The sequence below is a fragment of the Niabella sp. CPT15-335-S11 genome (genome assembly GCF_058792415.1).
Genome location: NZ_JBYTEI010000001.1, coordinates 25,586 through 45,601 on the forward strand (window position 1 = coordinate 25,586; position 20,016 = coordinate 45,601).

Sequence of the window (20,016 nt, forward strand, 5' to 3'; positions counted from 1 at the left end):
AATGTTCTAAGAAACGCTTAGTTTACAGCTTTCAGATAATCCTTAGCCACGATGGTGTTAACCTGGCTGGAAGGAATCAACTGAATCTTCAGACGAAGCAGCTTGTCACCTTGAATAGCAGCCAAACCTCTCGCACTTGTAGCCTGATAACTACCAGTAAGCGTTTGAGCAGGACATGCCGTAGGAGGACCATAGAAAGTAGAAGTCCAGTTTGTTACTGCCGGAGGAGCCACGCTCGTTCCACCATCTGAAACAAAGTAGTTCACCTTGATCCAGCCATTCTTAAGGGTGATACCCTTATCAGGATAAGCGGTACTGGTTGTAGCTTTTGTTGGGTCATACGCGCTAAAAGCATTGAAGGTATAAACCGGAGGAGTCAGGTTATATTTAAATCCAACCAATGCTCCAGGGTTATAGTCATTCACCGGACCATTTCCATAGACAGTACCAACTGAAGAAGATGCCCCAATATCATTCAATGAAGTCCAACCCTTTTGTAAAAGTGAAAAATCAAAAGGTACAGAACTTGGAGCCCCAACACTGGCACCGAGCTGGTAATTACCAGTAATAGCTGCCGCACCAGCGATTGCAGGATATTGCATTTGCATGAAAATATTCCCGCTGTCTTTTACAGGCTGCCATCCAGGAATCAACGTATTCAGGTCTATCGTTTTTTGTAATGTATAATCCCATCCTGTTACACCATTAACACGAGGTGCTTTCATCATCAACGGATAGAAATTAACATAACCTCCAACTGTTGGAACACCAGTTTCCACACCAGCAGAATTTGCATAAACAGCTTCAGCATACATCCAGTAACAGAGTGGGTTGTATGTTACTCCTGATACATTAGATGCCAACCTCAGTGAATCTTCTGCTGAGAAAGTGAAAGACTGACCTGCAGGAACTGTAATTGCGTCAAACGCAACCAAGTTGGCGGCGGCAAGAGCTGTTCCGTAGGTCTTTCCACCAGCTGCCAGATAAGCTGTCATGAACGCTGCGTTCCTAGGATCCGCCGTATAAATAAACTGTGCACCAACCGTGCTAGTCAAGTCAGTGGCCAAAGCAGGAATCATACCTCTCTTGGCTCCGGAAATAAACAGCACTTCACGACCATTTCTGTTTTTCCAACCAGCATAATACTGAATCCTTTGAGCTACATCCGTATTATTCAGGGTGTAAGAAGAACGAATAACCGTTGAAGGATCTTTCATAGTAAGCGTATCCACGTATGCCTGAACAGAAGAACCGGCAACTGTAGCAACGCCTGACATAGAAATGTCAACGTAGTAAGTCCGCGGAGTAGCAGTTACGCCAATAGCGCTTCCGCTAGCAGGCCAGGCACCACCAGCTTTAGGCCCATATAACATGGACGCAGCCGTATCGAAATAGTAGTCTCCGTTAGCACCAACCGTAGCGGTAGGAGCGCCGGCTCCGGCCAGAAAGCTAGTACCATTAGTACCATTAGTACCGTTAGCACCGGCAGGACCAGTTGCACCAGTAGCACCAGTAGCACCTTTCAGGGAAATTTTAGTTGCACCAGACCAGGTAGCACCAGTCTTGGGACCATAAAGTTCGCCGGTTGCGGTGTTTAAATAAAAATCATTTACAGCACCGGTTGCATCTGCAGGAGCAGTTGCCCCGGAATAAATTTTGGTGCCATCAGCACCTTTGGCACCAGCAGGACCTGCAGGGCCAGCAGCACCGGCGGTACCCGTGGGACCAGCAGGACCAGCAGGACCAGCAGGACCGGTATCGCCCTTTTTACATGCATCTAAGACCATGATTGTGCTTAGAATCAGGATTGAGAAAAGAATTCGTCTCATAAAGTTAAAAGTTTAAAGATTAATGCCTACTCTCTTCACTGCTTTTCGGCTTTCGCATTGTTTTTGGTGACTGTTTTAAAATAAAGATTTACACACAAGATTACTGATTAAATTATTATATTTTTAACAGATAGGACATAAACTGTTAAATTAAGGACGAAGCTAATTTGATCAACATTTCGTCCTAAAATAATCAGGACTTTTGGGTTAATTTGTGGAGCCTTTCCACCCCTGTGTGCGTGAGCGATTTCGTAATTTCATCCCCGCTCATCAGCCGTAAACGGCAACTTTTATTGTAAATATCACTGTCCAGAAACACGATTCTGCCGAGGTGAAGTATGGTGCTTTTATCGATACGTACAAGCTGTTTAAGGGACAATCGCTGCTCTATCGAGCTGATGTTTTCATTGATGGTCTTGACCATGCCATCCTTTAAAGTGAGACTGCAGATATTCCGGCTGGATTCAATATAGACAATATCGTCCTGGTTGATCATCAACCGCGAACGGTTAGAACGCAGCGTGATGAATTGGCCCACGGGCCGATCTTTCAGACCTGCCTCTTCTACCCGGGATACCACCCTGGTTAAAGTCTTCTTCAGATCCTCGGCGCTCACAGGTTTAATAAGCAGTCCGGCAATGCCGATCTCGACGATCCGGCGGATCATGGGTAGCTGGTTTTCGGTGGCGATAATCACCATCTCCAGTTTTTGGGTGCCTGAGGACAACAGGCGTTCTACTACATCCAGGTGGTGGTTATCGAACATCTTGATATCCACCAGTACGATCCGGGGTTGGTGTATGAAAATAGAACCGATGGTTTCGGCTGGATTAGAGCAGGAAGCTACAATACTCAACTGACTGTCGAAAGCCGTTTCAATCTTGAATTTGATCAAGTCCCGGGATGATTTATTTTCATCAGCAATGATCAGGCTATAGCTCATCTGGGTGCGGTTAATTTTTACTACCGGCGAAAAATTCAACCATCTGGTGCCACACAAGTCTAATTTCCGGTTAATACGTAAAACTAATCAATACGAGTTAGTTAACAAAATTTTAATTAATTACGAATTACCGAACTACGAATTGCGAGGCTCGAGATAATTACAAATTGCAGAATTACGAGGCTTAGATGAACTAAAAATGAAAATGCGGGTCCCAAACTTCATCGAATACAACATTCTCAGACAAAATTTCCTTTGCTACGAATCCATTCGTAATTCGTCATTGAACATTCGTAATTAAATGAACAACTTCAATAGCATGTACTCGATCCAATTTTCCCCCTTCTATTTCAATAATACCCTCCCTGAATTTTTATTGTAACCTGACAGACTGCTATATTTGCAAGCCGATGCCGGAACTTCGCCACCCGGCACGGGTATGGGTTTGGTCCGCATTTTTTCAAAACAAATGGGACTGAGAGGGCGAAGCTGTAGAAAATAGATCCGATGAAATGGTATGTGATATATTGCCGGGCCAGGTGGGAAAAGAAAGTCCAGGGACTTTTGACCGAAAACGGCATGATCGCGTGGTGCCCCCTAAACCGTACATTCAGAAAATGGAGCGACCGCCTCAAACTGGTTGAAGTGCCATTATTTACCTCTTACGTCTTTGTTCGCATAACCGAAGCCGAAAAAACAAAGGTGAGAGAAACACCGGGAGTCGTCAATTTTGTGATGCACGAAGGTAAACCCGCCGTTGTCCGCGAAAAGGAGATTGAAAGGATCCAACGCTTTCTGGACGAATACGACGACGTGGAAGCCATTCATCACATCGAAAAAAATCAACGCGTGACCGTCCAAAAAGGACTGTTCGTGGAAAAAGAAGGTCGCGTCATCGATTTCCAAAACAGCAAAGTAAAAGTGGTCATCGACAGCCTCGGGTACACCCTGGTCGCACTTTTCGATAAATCCAAACTCACTTCCAAATAAACACTAAAAACAGGATCTCAGATCCCCTGACTAAATGACTAAAACCATTATTATTACGGGTGGCGCCGGTTTCATCGGCTCGCACGTGGTGAGGCTGTTTGTGACCAAATACCCCTCCTACCGCATTGTGAACCTGGATGCCCTTACCTACGCCGGCAACCTGGAAAACCTGAAGGATATCGAAAAGCTGCCAAACTACGTTTTTGAAAAAGCCGATATCGTAAATGCGGACCGGGTAAACGAAATCTTCTCCACTTACAACCCCGACGGGATCATCCACCTGGCGGCCGAAAGCCATGTGGACCGCTCTATTTTATCACCCCTGGATTTTGTGTACACCAACGTCATCGGGACGGTCAACCTGCTGAACGCGGCCAGGAATGCCTGGAAGGACCGCTTATCCGCGTCCGGTACCGGCGTTACAGGGCCTCGTTTTTATCATGTATCCACCGATGAAGTGTACGGCGCGCTGGGCGCGGAGGGCTTGTTTACCGAATCCACCCCCTACTCGCCCAATTCACCCTATTCCGCTTCCAAAGCCTCGTCGGACCATTTTGTACGGGCTTATGGCGAGACTTTCAACCTGCCTTATGTGATCAGCAATTGCTCTAATAACTACGGTCCCAATCATTTCCCGGAAAAGCTGATCCCTCTATTTATTAATAATATTATTCACAAGAAACCGTTGCCGGTTTATGGCGATGGCAAGTACACGCGCGACTGGCTGTATGTGAAAGACCATGCCGCCGCCATCGACCTGGTGTTTCACCAGGGAAAGAACCACGAGACCTACAACATCGGCGGGTTCAACGAATGGCAGAATATCGATCTGGTGAAACTGCTGGTGAAGAAAATGGATGAGAAGCTGGGCAATCCGCCCGGTACCAGCGAGTCGCTGATCACCTACGTGAAAGACCGTCCCGGCCACGACCTGCGTTACGCCATCGACGCCACCAAGATCAATAAAGAACTGGGCTGGCATCCTACCGTAACCTTCGAAGAGGGCCTCGCCCTCACTATCGACTGGTACCTGGGGAATGAGGAATGGCTGAAAAGTGTCACCAGTGGTGAATATCAGAAATACTATAAGAATCAGTACGGGGGACTCTAGCATCCCCGCCCGAACGTACCGTTCGGTACGGGCGGGTAATATCTAACGTCTAAACAAATGAAAGGTATCATTCTCGCCGGGGGTTCCGGCACACGATTGTTTCCCATTACCAAGGCGATCAGTAAGCAACTGATGCCGATTTACGACAAACCCATGATCTATTATCCGCTGTCGGTGCTGATGATGGCGGGCATCCGGGAAGTGCTGGTGATTACTACACCGGAAGACCAGGCAAGTTTCAAAAGACTGCTGGGTGACGGATCATCGGTGGGTTGCAGGTTTGAATTTGCCGTGCAGGAAGTGCCTAACGGACTGGCACAGGCCTTCGTGATCGGAGCAGATTTCGTGGGTAAAGATAAAGTGGCGCTGGTCCTGGGCGATAATATTTTCTACGGCACCGGTCTGAGCACCCGCCTCAAATCCCTGGCAGATGTAGATGGCGGATATGTTTTTGCCTACCGCGTCTCAGACCCGGAGCGATATGGTGTGGTTGAGTTTGACGAGAACATGATTGCCGTCTCCATTGAAGAGAAACCTCAGTCGCCCAAATCAAACTACGCGGTACCGGGACTCTACTTCTACGATAACGATGTGATCCGCATCGCCAAGGAACTAAAACCCTCACCGCGCGGTGAGTATGAGATCACCGATGTCAATAAAAAATATTTGGAGCAGAACCGGCTGCACGTCGCCGTCCTGGACCGTGGCACCGCCTGGCTGGATACCGGTACCTTCGACTCCCTCACCGACGCCTCAGAATTTGTGCGGGTGATCGAAAAAAGGCAGGGTTTGAAAATAGGCTGCATCGAGGAAGTCGCCTGGCGCAACGGATTCATCTCCACCGGGCAACTGGAAGTCTTAGCGAACGAACTGATCAAAAGCGGATATGGATCTTATTTGAAGAGACTGATAGCGGGCTAAGACGCTAGACACTAGACGCTAGATACTAGACACTGTTACACAATAGAATAAATATAGGGCAAACGGTTAAACCGCGCCATACACTTCAATGTCTAAATACTAAAATCTAACATCTAGTATCTAAATACTAGTATCTAGATACTAATATCTCAAAATATGAATATTACCGTAATAGGAACCGGATACGTGGGACTGGTGACAGGCACCTGCTTCGCGGAGAGCGGCAATACCGTTACCTGCGTGGATGTGGACGCCGCGAAAGTGGAAAAGCTGAGAAACGGTGCGCTTACCATCTATGAACCCGGACTTGAACACCTGTTCAACAGAAATATCAAGGAAAAAAGACTTTTCTTCACCACGGATATCAATGAATGGTTTGATGCGGCAGAACTGATCATCCTGGCCCTCCCTACCCCATCCGGGGAAGACGGCTCGGCAGACCTCAGCTACGTGCTGGCCGTGGCCGACCAGCTCGGCAAAATGCTGAAGGATTATAAAGTGATCGTGAACAAGAGCACCGTCCCGGTGGGAACAGCCGATAAGGTTACGGCAACGATCCGCAAGCACTACAGCGGCGAATTTGATGTGGTTTCCAATCCCGAATTCCTGCGCGAAGGCGTGGCCGTAGACGATTTCATGAAACCTGAACGCATTATCGTAGGAACCGGCTCCGAAAGAGCAAAGGCCGTGATGGAAGAATTGTACGCTCCATTCCTGCGTCAGGGGAACCCGCTGATCTTCATGGATGAAAGATCTTCCGAGCTCACCAAATACGCCGCCAATACCTTCCTCGCCATGAAGATCTCTTTCATGAACGAGATCGCCAACCTCTGCGAGCGGCTGGGAGCCGATGTGGACATGGTGCGCCGGGGTATCGGGGCCGATGAGCGGATAGGCAAACGTTTCCTGTTCGCCGGTATCGGCTTCGGGGGAAGTTGCTTCCCCAAAGACGTGAGAGCACTCGTGAAATCATCTGAGGATGCCGGGTACGATTTCCGGATCCTGAACGCCGTACTGGATGTGAATGAAGACCAGAAGCTTTCACTGCTCCCAAAAATCCTAAGCTATTTTAATAATGACTTAAAGGGTAAGAAGATCGCTCTCTGGGGACTGGCCTTCAAACCCAATACCGATGATATCCGTGAAGCGCCAGCCTTGGTGCTGGCGGATGCGCTGCTCAAAGCCGGCGCTGAAGTCACCGCCTTCGACCCGGAAGCCATGGGCAATGTGAAAAAGGAATGGGGCAACAGGATCCAATACGCCGCCGACCGCTACGAGTGCCTTAAGGGCGCCGATGCCCTGGTGATCGCGACCGAATGGAATGAATTCCGCACGCCGGATTTCGGGATCATGGCGAACAACCTGAAACATAAGGTCATCTTCGACGGCCGCAACCTCTTTACCCTGAAAGAAATGAAGAAATACGGTTTCCATTACGAAAGCATCGGCCGGGCCAGGGTGGAAGCGTGAAATAACTGACTGACACTGAAACTTTACTATCAAACGACATGAGTAAACGCGTTTTAATAACGGGGGCCGCCGGATTCCTGGGCTCCCACCTCTGTGACCGGTTTATCCGCGAGGGTTATGAGGTGATCGGGATGGATAACCTGATCACGGGCGATCTGAAAAACATCGAACACATATTTCCCCTAAGAGAATTTGAATTTTATCACCATGACGTGACAAAATTTATTCATATCTCGGGCAACCTGGACTATATCCTGCATTTCGCGTCGCCGGCATCGCCGATCGATTACCTGAAAATTCCTATTCAGACCCTGAAAGTGGGCGCCTTAGGTACTCATAACTGTTTAGGCCTGGCCAAGGCCAAGAAAGCCCGGATCCTGGTGGCGTCTACCAGCGAAGTGTATGGCGACCCGCTGGTGCATCCCCAGAACGAAGCGTACTGGGGCAATGTAAACCCCGTGGGACCCCGCGGCGTGTACGATGAAGCCAAACGATACCTGGAATCCATTACCATGGCCTATCACAATTTTCACCAGGTGGATACCCGCATCGTCCGTATTTTTAACACCTACGGTCCCCGGATGCGGCTGAACGACGGCCGCGCGCTGCCCGCTTTTATCGGTCAGGCCCTGCGCGGCGAGAACATCACCGTCTTTGGTGATGGCTCCCAGACCCGCAGCTTCTGTTACGTGAGCGACCTGGTGGAAGGCATCTACCGGCTGCTGATGAGCGATTACACTGACCCGGTGAACATCGGCAACCCCGATGAAATTTCGCTCAAAGAATTCGCTGAAGAGGTGCTGGCACTCACCGGGAGCAGCGTGCGTATCGTTTACGAGCCACTGCCCGCCGACGATCCCAAACAGCGCAAACCCGATATCACCCGGGCCCGCCAACTCCTGGGCTGGGAACCGCAGGTCTCCCGCGCCGACGGCCTCCGCATGACCTGGGAATACTTCAAAAATCTACCGAGTGAAGAATGGTATAAACAGCCGAAGGAGTTTGAAAGGAGACACTAAACGCCGGACAACAGACTTAACCTTCCCATCTAATAAAACAGCCCATCCCCGCCAGCTAACCTGCACATGCTTATTTCCCCGAAACCAGCCTGGCTTTATTTACCGGCAATCAAAGCACCTGCCTTTGTTTGCTGGAATTACCACAATCGGTTGTTTCGTTTTTTCTGAAACGGTCAACTACGTTTATATTTGCACCTCATTCAATGCAATGCAGGCCTTGAGTGATTTCTGAGTAGTCGTAGCCTGATCTGTGACTGAGTTGGCGAAGCTGTGATTTGCCGGTTCGATTTTCACCTTTCAGGCCGCATGACCTTTTTAATAAGATTTTTAATATATGCAATATATGAAAGTCAACATCATCCTTGTTTCTCTTCTGCTAGCTATTGTACTGGCTATACTGCCCGGTGGTCATGCCCAGGCGCAGACAGATTACAGTAAGGTAAAGGTGGACGAGATGTCAGATGCCCAGGTCAAACAGATGATGCAGCGGGCTTCTGAATCCGGATATTCAGACAAACAATTGGAGGAAATGGCGACAGCCCAGGGCATGAAGCCCGAGGAGGTGCAAAAGTTGAGGCAAAGAGTAGAGAAGATCAGGAAACAGCCTTCCGGGGCCGCCGAACCAGGATCTTCCGAAAAGACAGAGAGTACGGGCAGGGAGGTGTCTGGAGCTGGTGAAACAGGCAAACCTGGCGCCAGTACTCCAAAATCAAGGATTTTCGGGGCTGAACTGTTTAGTAACAAGGCTATCACTTTTGAGCCGGACCTGCGCATGGCCACACCGATGGGCTATGTAATCGGTCCGGATGACCAACTGTTGGTGGATCTCACCGGAGACAACGAAGCCGCCTATAAATTGAAGGTTAGTCCCGAAGGATTCATTCAAATGGAATATGTGGGAAGGATTTCGGTGGCCGGATTGACGATTGAGCAGGCTGCGTCCAAGATCAGGTCTGCGATGGCAGGCACCTATCCCGGTCTGCGTTCAGGAAGAACGAAACTGGCCGTTAACCTGGGTAATATCCGCAGCATCAAAGTCATTATTACCGGGGAGGTGAAAACGCCGGGGACCTACACGTTACCTTCTTTAGCCACTGTCTTCAACGCCTTGTATGCATCTGGCGGGCCTTCAGATAATGGGTCTTTCCGCAAAATCCAGCTCATCCGCAATAACCAGGTAGTCAGCACCATTGATGTATATAACTTCTTGCTAAATGGAGTGCAATCCGGCAACATGCGTTTACAGGATCAGGACGTGATCCAGGTGCCGGTATATGATACCCGTGTGGATGTGGTGGGAGAAGTGAAGCGATCAGCCATTTTTGAGGTATTGCCCCATGAAACCTTTAGTGATATTCTCCGGTTTGCCGGCGGATTTTCGGATATGGCCTACACCGCGAGGGTGAAGGTATTTCAGAATACACCCACGGAGCGCAGGATAGTGGATATAGCCGCCAATGATTTTGCATCGTACCATGCCAAAAATGGAGATAAAATCACCGTGGAGCCCATCCTGGAACGGTTCGAAAACAAAGTGGAGATCGAGGGCGCGGTTTTCCGCCCCGGTACTTTTGAGCTTACAAAAGGGTTGACGCTTTCCCAACTGATTAAGCAGGCGAGCGGTTTGAGGGAAGATGCCTTCATGAACCGTGGGTATATCATCCGGCTCAATGCGGATAATACAACCTCCATCGTACCCTTTGATGTGGCTGAGGTCTTAAAGAATTCTTCCGCCGACATAGCCTTGCTGCGGGAGGATGTGGTGCAGATCTCATCGATATTTGATCTGAGGGAAGAATATAAAGTCAGCGTTGGTGGTGAGGTTCGTGCTCCCGGAACTTTTGGGTACGCGGATAATATGACCGTAAAAGACCTGGTGCAAATGGCCGGCGGCTTTAAGGAAGGCGCAACGCCCAAACGGATTGAGGTATCACGCAGGATAAAGAGCGCGGACCTTTCACAGAAATCCGCTGCAACCGCAGAAGTGTTCACCGTAAATATAGACAGCGCGCTTGGTTTGGCGGGCAATGAATTTTTGCTGAAGCCTTTTGATATCGTTTCGGTTCGTTCAGAAGAAGGTTACACCCAGCAGCAGCAAGTGCGCGTTGAGGGAGAAGTGCTTTATCCGGGTATTTACACGGTGAATTATAAAAATGAGCGGATCTCTGATATCATCAAAAGAGCTGGTGGTCTTACGGCTTTCGCCTTCGCGGAAGGGGCTTCTTTGAAACGCCCGGGCGCTGACGCGGGTAAAAGCAAAAACATAGTCACCGATCAGGAAAAGAGTGAGTTAAACCGGTTGAACCTGAAAAGGCTGTCGCAGGCGGGGGCAAAAGATAGCATCAGGCAAATAGCGGAGAAAATAATTGAGTCGGACCTGGTGGGAATCGACCTGGAAAGGATCTTAAAACATCCGCAATCCAGGCGGGACCTGATCGTGGAAGACGGAGACATCATTCGGATCCCACGCTTATTGCAAACGGTGAAAGTCAGTGGCGAGGTATTGAGGCCTAACAGCGTGGTATATGTACCTGGCAGAACACTCGCCTATTACATCAACAGCGCCGGTGGCTTTACCCAGCGTGCGCTGAAGCGCCGTTCCTTTGTAACCTATGCCAACGGCGAGGTGCATGGTACAAGAATGTCTTTATTTGCCAGAAGCTATCCTAAGGTTCTGCCCGGATCGGAAATTTCAGTACCCCAAAGAGCGGAGCGTGAACGAATGAGTGCGCAGGGATGGGTCGGTATTGGCACCGCGGTGGCTACTTTAGCGGCGTTGGTGATCTCTATTATAAAGTAAATAGCATGCAGGAAAACACAAAGACTGCCACAGTACAAGCGAACCAGGATGAAATATCCTTAAGGGAGCTCATCCTGAACATACAGCAATGGTCTCGCTACCTCCTTTCGAAATGGTATATCATCCTGTTATTTGGATTATTGGGCGCAGCCATTGGATATTGGTATGCGGCCTCAAAGAAACCGGTTTATACGGCTACCACTACTTTTGTTTTGGAAACGGGCGATGGTAATGGATTAAGCCAATATGCTGGTATAGCTTCTATGGTGGGAGTTGATATTGGCGGGGGTGGTGGAGGTCTTTTCACGGGAGATAATATTATTGAGCTCTATAAATCCCGCAGCATGATCGAGCGCACCCTGCTTTCGTCTTTGGTTGACCAGAGAGATAATCAATTGCTGATTCACCGTTATATTGATTTTAATAAGCTCCGGGAAAAGTGGAAAAAGCCGGAATTGCGCAATATTCATTTTACGTCTGATAACAAATACAGCACCGGTAAAGAACAGTTGTTACATGATAGTATTGTAGGTACAGTTGTAAAAGATATTAGTAAAAACTATCTTATTGTTGCCAAGCCAGATAAAAAAATAAGTATTATTAAAGTGGACGTAAAAGCAAAAGACGAACTTTTTGCCAAAGCATTCAATGAGCAGTTGGTGGCGAGAGTGAATGATTTTTATGTGACTACCAAGACTAAAAAATCACTGGAGAACGTAGCCATCCTGCAGCATAAGGCAGATTCGGTACGGGGTGTAATGACGGGGGCTATTTACCGAGCGGCGAGAGTGGCGGATGCTACACCCAATCTGAACCCTACACGACAAACCCAAAGGGTGGCACCCATACAAAGCGCTAAAGTAAGCGCAGAAGTTAACCAGGCTGTTTTGCCGGAGTTGATTAAAAATTTGGAATTGAGCAAAATATCTCTGAGCAAGGAGACACCTTTGCTACAAGTGGTGGACAAGCCGGTATTGCCTCTTGACAGTACCAAAACTAGCAAGATGAGATCAGCCATCATCGGAACGTTGATTGGGCTACTACTGATATTGGCTTTTCTATTACTCCGCAGATTTGTACAAAGCATTATGAACAATGGGCCTGTTGGCAATCAGGGAGGCCAATCCGGATTAAAGACCCGTAACGCATAACCTAATTATTCAGCGTATTTTGAAAACTAAAATATTGATAACCGGGGCTGCCGGCTTTATCGGCATGCATCTGGTTTCGCGGTTGATCCAAGAAGGGCATAATATCGTTGGGTTGGATAACCTTAACGACTACTATGACCCGGGTTTGAAAAAGGCGAGACTTTCGGAACTGGGAATACAGGACGCCGATAAAGCAGGAGAAGTGATCAGTAGTAAGTATCCGAATTTCAGCTTTATAAAAGCGGATATTACAGACAAGGAAGGGCTTTTGAAAATATTCCGCCATGGTATTTTTGAACTTGTTATTCACCTGGCGGCCCAGGCAGGGGTAAGGTATAGCCTGTCAAACCCCGGATCCTATATTGAAAATAATTTGGTGGGGTTTTTTAATCTGCTTGAGGCTTGCAGGACTTTTCCGGTAAAGCACCTTCTTTTTGCCAGCAGCTCCAGCGTGTATGGTATGAATCAGAAGATACCCTTTTCAACACTGGATAAGGTTGATCATCCGGTGTCGCTGTATGCTGCCACCAAGAAAAGCAACGAACTAATGGCCTATACCTACAGCCATCTGTACCGTATTCCGGTAACCGGCATGCGCTTTTTTACTGTGTATGGCCCCTGGTACCGACCGGATATGGCGATGTTCCTGTTCGCCGATGCCATCTTTGCCGGGAGACCTATAAAAGTATTTAATAACGGGGAAATGAAACGGGATTTCACTTATATTGATGATATAACGGAAGCTGTTAAAAGATTGATCGATAAGATCCCTGGTGAGAATGAGAAGTATGTGGATGAACAGAATTCCAGTTACAGGGTGCTAAACATCGGCAATCATAGTCCGGTAAATCTGCTGGAAATGATAACCGTGCTTGAGGAAAAACTGGGACGGAAGGCCGTTAAGGAATTTCTTCCCATGCAGCCCGGGGATGTACCGGTAACTTACGCCGATATTGATGACCTTCATCAATTAACAGGTTTCAGACCGGAGACGGATTTAACGAAAGGTATTGCAGCGTTTGCCGATTGGTATAAGTCATACTTTCAGTTACATTAAACGTATTTTTTATGAAAGGATTACTTCGTTTCCTGTTATTAGCTTTGGCAATAAATGGTAGTTCTGTTTTTCCGGGAGTGTCGGCACAGAATGCACAGTATATTTCAGTAAAAGATTATGGCGCAAAAGGGGATGGCAAGACTGATGATACTAGAGCAATTCAGGCAGCGATTGATTTCGCCGAAAAAGAAGGGTTTAGCCGCCCGTCAATACCCGGCATTTATGAGAAAAATACAGTTTATTTTGGTGCAGCAAAAACCGTTTTTTTTCCAGTGGGTACATATTCAATTTCCAGATCTCTTAAAGGAGGGACATATCTCCGTTTCATAGGAGAAAAAGCGGTATTGATACCGGTAAGCAGCCAAGTGAATAAAATGGATGCTGTTCAGGCGGTGGGATGGCAGGCGTCAATTGAGGGACTACAGTTCATTGCCTTTAGAATTGCTCTGAAGCTTAATAATAATAATGTTGACGCAGGAAAGATATCAATTAGCGACTGTGATTTCATGAATAACTATACTGCCATTGAACTGAATTCCAAGTCTGCAGTTAATATTATTCGTGAAAACCGGTTTATTAACAATAGTAAAGTTTTGGATATTATTTACGGCGATAAAGTTGATATGTATGATAATTGGATTACTGCTGCACCTTTATCCGGACAGTATGGAGCCCAGATAATTAACAGAGGAGTGCTTCATTTCGATAAAAACTTACTGGTTCCTGTACCCCCTCAAACGGGGGCCAAAGAACCTGCATGGATTAACAATTATAACCTGGTAACCATTGACGGAGTTCGCCAGGGAGGAGAACCTGGCTCTTTCACCCTGGTTAATAACTTTGCGGAGGCAAACACTACATATCCGGTCTGGCCAAACGGGGTGGTGATTTCCAATAGTGATTGTTATGCTGTTTACGGTTCCTCAGGTTCCTATAAAGCGCCGGCGGCATTGCGGCTTATTAATATTCCCAATAATATGGTTTTACAGAATCTGAGAGGATTTGTTGATGCAAAACTTTTGGATTTTACCCAGGATAGAGATAAAAAGTTACAGATTGAAAAGAAAAACTATCCGAAGAATTCAGTAATGATGCGGGTGGAAAATATTCAGGTACCACCGTTTAAGCACCCTAATGGCAGCGATGTTCCTGAAGAGCTATTGAAATTTGTAGTAAAATGAGTATTATCAAATGTTGTTGAACACGGTAAAAGAAATTCAGCTTCCCAAAATTCTTGACGATCGGGGTAACCTTTCTTTTCTGGAAAACCCTGCGCATATCCCGTTTGAGATAGAAAGAATTTACTGGATCTATGATGTGCCGGGAGGTGAAATCAGGGGCGGCCATGCTTACAGAACTTTATATGAGTGCATCATCTGCCTTTCCGGAAGTTTTGATCTTGTATTAAATGATGGGTATTCAAAAAAAAAGTTTTTCTTAAACCGGTCATATAATGCCATATTGGTTCCGCCCATGATTTGGAAGCATATGGAAAATTTTTCAACCAATTCCCTGGCACTTGTATTGGCGAATCAGGTCTATGATGCTGATGATTATATTAGGAATTTTGATGAGTACAAACGCATACAAGTAGAATCATAATGACTGTTTTTGATTGTTCGATTTTAACTTTCCCCAGGCTGAAGAACCGTTCGGGAAACATTACACCAATCCATAACGGCATTGACATTCCTTTTGATGTTAAACGAATTTTTTATCTCTATGACATCCCTGCAGGGGAGTCGCGAGGGGCTCATGCACACAAATCATGTCATCAGGTACTTATTGCTGCCAGCGGAAGTTTTGAGGTATTACTCGATGATGGGAATACTAAGCGACAAATTCAGCTTAACAGGCCGTTTCATGGGTTACATGTTCCTCCCGGAATATGGGCAAGCGAAATAAATTTTTCGAGCGGCGCGATATGTCTGGTGCTTACCTCGCATGCGTATGATACCTCAGACTATATCAGGGAATACCAGGATTATCTCCACTATATAAATGATGAAAAGAGGAAATAAAGATTATATGATTCATCCCACAGCCGAAGTTCAAACTGAGAAAGTCGGGAAGGGAACGACTATTTGGCAATATTCTGTCATTTTAAAGAACGCCCGGATAGGGAATAATTGTAATATAAATTGTCATACTTTTATCGAGAACGACGTAGTTATCGGAAATAATGTTACCATCAAGAGTGGCGTGCATATCTGGGATGGTATTGAAATTGAAGATGATGTTTTCATCGGCCCATCAGTCGTTTTCACAAATGATCTCTTTCCGAGAAGTAAAAAAAGAGTAGAATTTGCAAAGACTAGAATTAAAAAAGGAGCATCTTTGGGAGCAGGGAGTATTATAAAGCCCGGTATTACTATCGGACAATTTTCTTTATCCGGTATTGGATCTGTTGTTACAAAAGATATTCCGGATTATGCCCTCGTTTATGGAAATCCTGCAAAGCAACATGGATGGGTGGATGAGGATGGGGTCAAGATGACAGCATTACAGAAGGGGAAGTGGCAATCAGCTTCAGGAGCAATATTTTTAGAGACGGAAGGGAAACTAAAAAAGATATAATGAAAGTTCCATTTTTGTCATTCGATAAAATTAGCGATACGATCCGGGAGGAAGTATCCGGAGTTTTTAACTCGTTTTTTGAAAGCAAATATTATGTTCTTGGTCCGCTGACCAGGCAATTTGAAAAGGATTATGCTGCATTTTCACAAGTGGCTTTTACTACCGGAATAAGCAATGGATTGGACGCTCTCCATTTAGCGTTACTTGCTTTAGGTATAGGGAAGGGTGATGAGGTAATCGTACCCTCAAATACGTATATTGCCACCGTTTTGGCGATATCTTATAGTGGTGCCACACCTGTATTTTGTGAACCGGATGAGGGAACCTTTAATATTGATCCTCAAAAAATTCCTCCTTTAATTACTCCGAAAACAAAAGCTGTAATGCCGGTTCATCTGTACGGTCAATGCTCGCAAATGGATGAAATAATGGCGTTGGCCAAGGAGTTTAATCTGTTTGTGATAGAAGATAATGCCCAATCCCAGGGCGCTGCCTACAATGGCAGGCTCGCCGGTTCTTTTGGACACCTTAATGCCACGAGTTTCTATCCGTCTAAGAATCTGGGTGCCCTGGGCGAAGCAGGCGCTATCACAACTGGCGATGAATTGCTTGACCAAAAAGTAAAGGTATTGCGCAATTACGGTTCTCAGAAGCGCTATTATAATGAAGTGAAGGGGTTTAATAACCGAATAGATGAATTACAGGCGGGAATTCTTTCCGTGAAACTTAAGTATCTGAACCAATGGAATCAGGAGCGGCAAATACTGGCCAAAAGGTATCACGATGAGCTTTCTGATATTAATGAACTGCGTTTACCTAGATTAGCACAAGGGGCTTCTCATGTATATCATATGTTTGTCATTAAAACAAACAAAAGAGACAAACTGCAATCATACTTACACGATCATGAAATCAGCACCCTGATACATTATCCTGTTCCTCCGCATTTGCAGGATGCCTATAAGGATTTAAACTATCATACCGGCGATTTCCCGATTGCGGAAAAGCTTGCCGCAGAATGTTTAAGTATTCCACTTTTTATTGGAATGAGGGAAGATCAACAACAATATATTATTAGTAAATTGCGATCTTTTTACAAATGAGTTCTAATACAAAGTTTAAAAACTATTATTGCTTTGGACTAAACAAGATCAGATCTTTCTTTTATTCTTTCGGTTCAAACAAAAAAATTGTAGACGGGAAACCTTTTTTTAATCAACCAACCATAGTGAGGGGTGAGGGAAAAATCGTTTTTGGAGCTGATGTTGCATTTGGCCAGATTGATAGTCCTTTTTTTTTATCAGGAACCAGTTATCTCGAAGCTCGTTCTTTGGGCTCTAAAATTATCTTTCATAACGATGTTTCCTGTAATAATAACCTGACAATAATTTGCGACAGAACTTGGGTTGAAATCGGTCCAAAAGTCAGAATCGGAACTGGCGTGCAGATAATTGAATCAGACTTTCATAATGTCGATCCATTAAAACGAAACGCTTCTGATTACTTGTGCGAACCTATCAAGATTGGGGCAAATGTGTGGATTGGGAATAATACAATTGTATTGAAAGGGGTAAAAATTGGTGATAATTGTGTAATCGCTGCTGGATCGGTCGTAACTAGTAGTTTTAAATCTAATCACCTGATTGGAGGAGTACCAGCCAAAATTATTAAATCCATTTAGCTTTAGGGAGTTACCATGTTTCATCAATTTATTAGAAATCTGAAAGCAAACAAGAAACTTCTGTTGGTTTTTAGCTGGACTTCAATTTCCACGGTATTGAAAGTTATCACAAGTTTTATTACAAACAAGGTTGCGGCCCTTTTTCTCGGTCCTTCCGGGATTGCCATAATGGGGCAAATGAATAATTTAATTGTAAGCTTTAATGCGTTGGGAACTGCCGCAACTGATACCGGGATTACTTCTTTAGTAGCCGAAAACGCAGACAATAGCGATAATCTTAAAGTTATTATTCATAATATTTTCAAGTATTGCCTGATTTTTTCGGTAGTTACTGGGATTTGCCTTATTTTATTCTCTGATCCTCTCAGTTTAATATTGTTTCAGGATAGTGGGTATAGAAAGTACTTTGTTGCACTTGGGACTTTTGTATTTTTTGGTTCGGCCGCCAATTTAACTGTATCTATCATCAATGGGTTGCGACAATTTAAGGATTTAATTATCCTCAATATAATTTCAAATGTTTTGGTGCTCATCGCAGTTACCGCATCTATTTTTTCTTTTGGCCTGAATGGTGTTTTATATGCTTTGATCTTTGCTCAACCTGCTTGTTTTTTTGGTGTTTACTACTTCATGCGAAAAAAATTTCCATTTTATAATAAAAATACTCTGTTTAAATCTCAACCAATTACAAAATCTTTGGTAAGAAAATTGACAAAATTCAGCGTAATGGGAATTATTTCTATTTTACTTATGCCATGGATTTCCGTCATCATCAGAACAATAATAATAAGAAATCAGAATTTAGAACAGGCAGGTTACTGGGATTCGATAACCAAGATCGGATCGATGTACACTATGGTAATTACGGCCGGGATTAGTTTTTACTATCTTCCAATTTTATCTGGTTTAAAGGAGTACTCAAAAATAAAGGCCGAAATATTTAATTTTTTGAAATTAGTAATGCCCGCCCTGGCCCTTGCAGGAATCCTGCTCTATTTATTTAGGTCTGAAGTTACCCTGATTTTGTATTCCCCGAGGTTTAGCGTTATTAATGAGTTTTATTCTGTCCAGATATTAGGTGAGCTGGTTAAAATAGTTACATGGTTGTTCGGTATGATTTTTTGGGCAAAGGCAAGGGTATTTGATTTCTTTTTAGCGCAGGTAGTATTTGCGATTACTTATATTGGTATCACCTTTTATTATGTTGGCAAACTTCAGGTTGGAAGCGCTGTTTGGGCTTATCTGTTTGCCAATTTGTTTACCTTAATCACTACAATCGTTTTATTGAATATCCGGGAAGGTGCAAACTTGAAACATGAAAGATTATCCTAAAGTTTCGGTCGCTATTGGCACTTGGAATCGTTTCGAAATGGTCAGCGAGGCCATACAGGCTGTGCTTGATCAAACGTACCCGGTGTACGAAGTGGTTGTTTTTGATGATTGCTCACCGGATAATTCATACGAAAGGTTAAAAGAGAAATATTGTAACGAGCCTCGCGTTAAAGTCTTTAAGCAAACGAAAAACACCGGTGGGGTGCCAAATTGGAACGCTGCCATTAATGCCTGTAGCGGAGAATATATAGCTTGGTGCAGTGATGACGACCGTTTCTTTTCTGACCATATTCAATACGCTGTGGGTTACCTGGAGGAACATCCGGATATTGGAATGGTTCACTCCGAGTTTGCAAGTGTTTTTGAGAATGGTTCTACCCGGAGAAAGTTTAATAAAATTGACGGGTCAATTTTGTCGCAGGTTCATATTGATTCAAGGAGGTTTAATGAGCCATACCAGATCAATGCTGACAATTTTTTCGAATATTATCTCAAATATTTCAACTGGCCTTTTCATCCTTCTACGATGGTTTTCAGAAAAACGATTTGGGCAGAGGTGGGGGAATTTGACCCTGATTATGAATTATCGGATTCAGATTGGTATATCAGGGTTGCTGGGAGTTTCAAAATCGTTTACCTTCCTCATTTTGGCGTTTTAAACCGCCGGCACGAGGGCAATTGGAGCTCGAGAATGGGTACGGCTAATATGCAGGACGAATTTTTCGATATGATCTATAAGTATCTTGATCGTCCCGCATACTTTTCAACCTTCGAGAAAAGAGCACTACTTAAAAAGCGATGGGAAAATTTTCACTTCAAATTAATGCTTAGAATTTACATTGCTAAGAAAAGGCGCGGAGAACATGGTGAAGCAATGAAGGTCTCTAAAATGGTGGAAAGTAATTTTTATGGGCCCAAGATTCTTATCTTTAGGATTATTTCCGCATTAATGAGTCCATTTAGTTTAATAAAGGGAAAATGACGTATAGGCAATTTTAAATTATCTTAAAGAGTATAATACGGTATGGCATTAAAAATGCATGGAGTATAATTAAAGTACTAATCAATGTAAAAGGTGTTCAAATGCAAGAGATCTTGTAAAATTCAGGATCAGTAAATATGATCTTGAAATTCG

At 45.0% G+C, this 20,016-nt stretch carries 18 protein-coding genes; 16 read left to right on the forward strand and 2 right to left on the reverse strand.

Annotated features, from left to right (window positions below):
• Window positions 1-17: 17 nt before the first annotated feature.
• A complete protein-coding gene (locus AC3WS5_RS00110) occupies window positions 18-1,829 on the reverse strand; it encodes a hypothetical protein (protein WP_492465149.1) in 1,812 nt (603 codons plus the stop codon).
• A 193-nt stretch (window positions 1,830-2,022) separates the two neighbouring features.
• Complete coding sequence (locus AC3WS5_RS00115) at window positions 2,023-2,772, reverse strand: LytR/AlgR family response regulator transcription factor (RefSeq protein WP_492465150.1); 750 nt, start codon at window positions 2,770-2,772, stop codon at window positions 2,023-2,025.
• Between the two features lie 507 nt (window positions 2,773-3,279).
• Here AC3WS5_RS00115 and AC3WS5_RS00120 point away from each other — a divergent pair.
• The 16 genes from AC3WS5_RS00120 (at window position 3,280) to AC3WS5_RS00195 (ending at window position 19,863) form a co-directional block, all read left to right on the forward strand.
• Window positions 3,280-3,762 (forward strand): UpxY family transcription antiterminator, encoded by a 483-nt coding sequence (locus tag AC3WS5_RS00120; protein ID WP_492465151.1) that lies wholly within the window; start codon window positions 3,280-3,282, stop codon window positions 3,760-3,762.
• 34 nt (window positions 3,763-3,796) lie between these two features.
• On the forward strand, window positions 3,797-4,873 hold the full coding sequence (gene rfbB, locus AC3WS5_RS00125; protein ID WP_492465152.1) for a dTDP-glucose 4,6-dehydratase: 1,077 nt from the start codon (window positions 3,797-3,799) through the stop codon (window positions 4,871-4,873).
• 57 nt (window positions 4,874-4,930) lie between these two features.
• Entirely contained in the window at window positions 4,931-5,794 is an 864-nt protein-coding gene (rfbA, locus tag AC3WS5_RS00130) for a glucose-1-phosphate thymidylyltransferase RfbA (RefSeq protein ID WP_492465153.1), read from the forward strand.
• 156 nt (window positions 5,795-5,950) lie between these two features.
• The gene (locus AC3WS5_RS00135; protein ID WP_492465154.1) at window positions 5,951-7,264 is read left to right on the forward strand and encodes a UDP-glucose dehydrogenase family protein; all 1,314 of its coding nucleotides are present in this window, start codon (window positions 5,951-5,953) and stop codon (window positions 7,262-7,264) included.
• Between the two features lie 38 nt (window positions 7,265-7,302).
• Entirely contained in the window at window positions 7,303-8,283 is a 981-nt protein-coding gene (locus tag AC3WS5_RS00140) for a UDP-glucuronic acid decarboxylase family protein (protein ID WP_492465155.1), read from the forward strand.
• Between the two features lie 343 nt (window positions 8,284-8,626).
• The gene (locus AC3WS5_RS00145) at window positions 8,627-11,083 is read left to right on the forward strand and encodes an SLBB domain-containing protein (protein ID WP_492465156.1); all 2,457 of its coding nucleotides are present in this window, start codon (window positions 8,627-8,629) and stop codon (window positions 11,081-11,083) included.
• A gap of 5 nt (window positions 11,084-11,088) precedes the next feature.
• Window positions 11,089-12,234: a Wzz/FepE/Etk N-terminal domain-containing protein gene (locus tag AC3WS5_RS00150; RefSeq protein ID WP_492465157.1), complete on the forward strand. Its 1,146-nt coding sequence runs from the start codon at window positions 11,089-11,091 to the stop codon at window positions 12,232-12,234.
• Window positions 12,235-12,253: 19 nt separating this feature from the next.
• Window positions 12,254-13,291 carry an NAD-dependent epimerase gene (locus tag AC3WS5_RS00155; protein ID WP_492465158.1) on the forward strand — a complete coding sequence of 346 codons (1,038 nt, stop codon included), beginning with the start codon at window positions 12,254-12,256 and terminating at the stop codon, window positions 13,289-13,291.
• Window positions 13,292-13,302: 11 nt separating this feature from the next.
• The gene (locus AC3WS5_RS00160; protein ID WP_492465159.1) at window positions 13,303-14,472 is read left to right on the forward strand and encodes a glycosyl hydrolase family 28-related protein; all 1,170 of its coding nucleotides are present in this window, start codon (window positions 13,303-13,305) and stop codon (window positions 14,470-14,472) included.
• A gap of 10 nt (window positions 14,473-14,482) precedes the next feature.
• A complete protein-coding gene (locus AC3WS5_RS00165; RefSeq protein ID WP_492465160.1) occupies window positions 14,483-14,893 on the forward strand; it encodes a sugar 3,4-ketoisomerase in 411 nt (136 codons plus the stop codon).
• The gene (locus tag AC3WS5_RS00170; RefSeq protein ID WP_492465161.1) at window positions 14,893-15,312 is read left to right on the forward strand and encodes a sugar 3,4-ketoisomerase; all 420 of its coding nucleotides are present in this window, start codon (window positions 14,893-14,895) and stop codon (window positions 15,310-15,312) included. The genes AC3WS5_RS00165 and AC3WS5_RS00170 overlap by 1 nt, the downstream gene beginning before the upstream one ends.
• The gene (locus AC3WS5_RS00175; protein WP_492465162.1) at window positions 15,293-15,868 is read left to right on the forward strand and encodes an acyltransferase; all 576 of its coding nucleotides are present in this window, start codon (window positions 15,293-15,295) and stop codon (window positions 15,866-15,868) included. Before AC3WS5_RS00170 ends, AC3WS5_RS00175 begins: the two co-directional genes overlap by 20 nt.
• Window positions 15,868-16,971 (forward strand): DegT/DnrJ/EryC1/StrS family aminotransferase, encoded by a 1,104-nt coding sequence (locus AC3WS5_RS00180; protein WP_492465163.1) that lies wholly within the window; start codon window positions 15,868-15,870, stop codon window positions 16,969-16,971. The genes AC3WS5_RS00175 and AC3WS5_RS00180 overlap by 1 nt, the downstream gene beginning before the upstream one ends.
• Window positions 16,968-17,549 (forward strand): DapH/DapD/GlmU-related protein, encoded by a 582-nt coding sequence (locus AC3WS5_RS00185; protein ID WP_492465164.1) that lies wholly within the window; start codon window positions 16,968-16,970, stop codon window positions 17,547-17,549. Before AC3WS5_RS00180 ends, AC3WS5_RS00185 begins: the two co-directional genes overlap by 4 nt.
• 15 nt (window positions 17,550-17,564) lie before the next feature.
• Complete coding sequence (locus AC3WS5_RS00190; RefSeq protein ID WP_492465165.1) at window positions 17,565-18,881, forward strand: O-antigen translocase; 1,317 nt, start codon at window positions 17,565-17,567, stop codon at window positions 18,879-18,881.
• Window positions 18,865-19,863, forward strand: a complete 999-nt coding sequence (locus AC3WS5_RS00195) for a glycosyltransferase family 2 protein (RefSeq protein WP_492465166.1) — start codon at window positions 18,865-18,867, stop codon at window positions 19,861-19,863. The genes AC3WS5_RS00190 and AC3WS5_RS00195 overlap by 17 nt, the downstream gene beginning before the upstream one ends.
• Window positions 19,864-20,016: the final 153 nt, after the last annotated feature.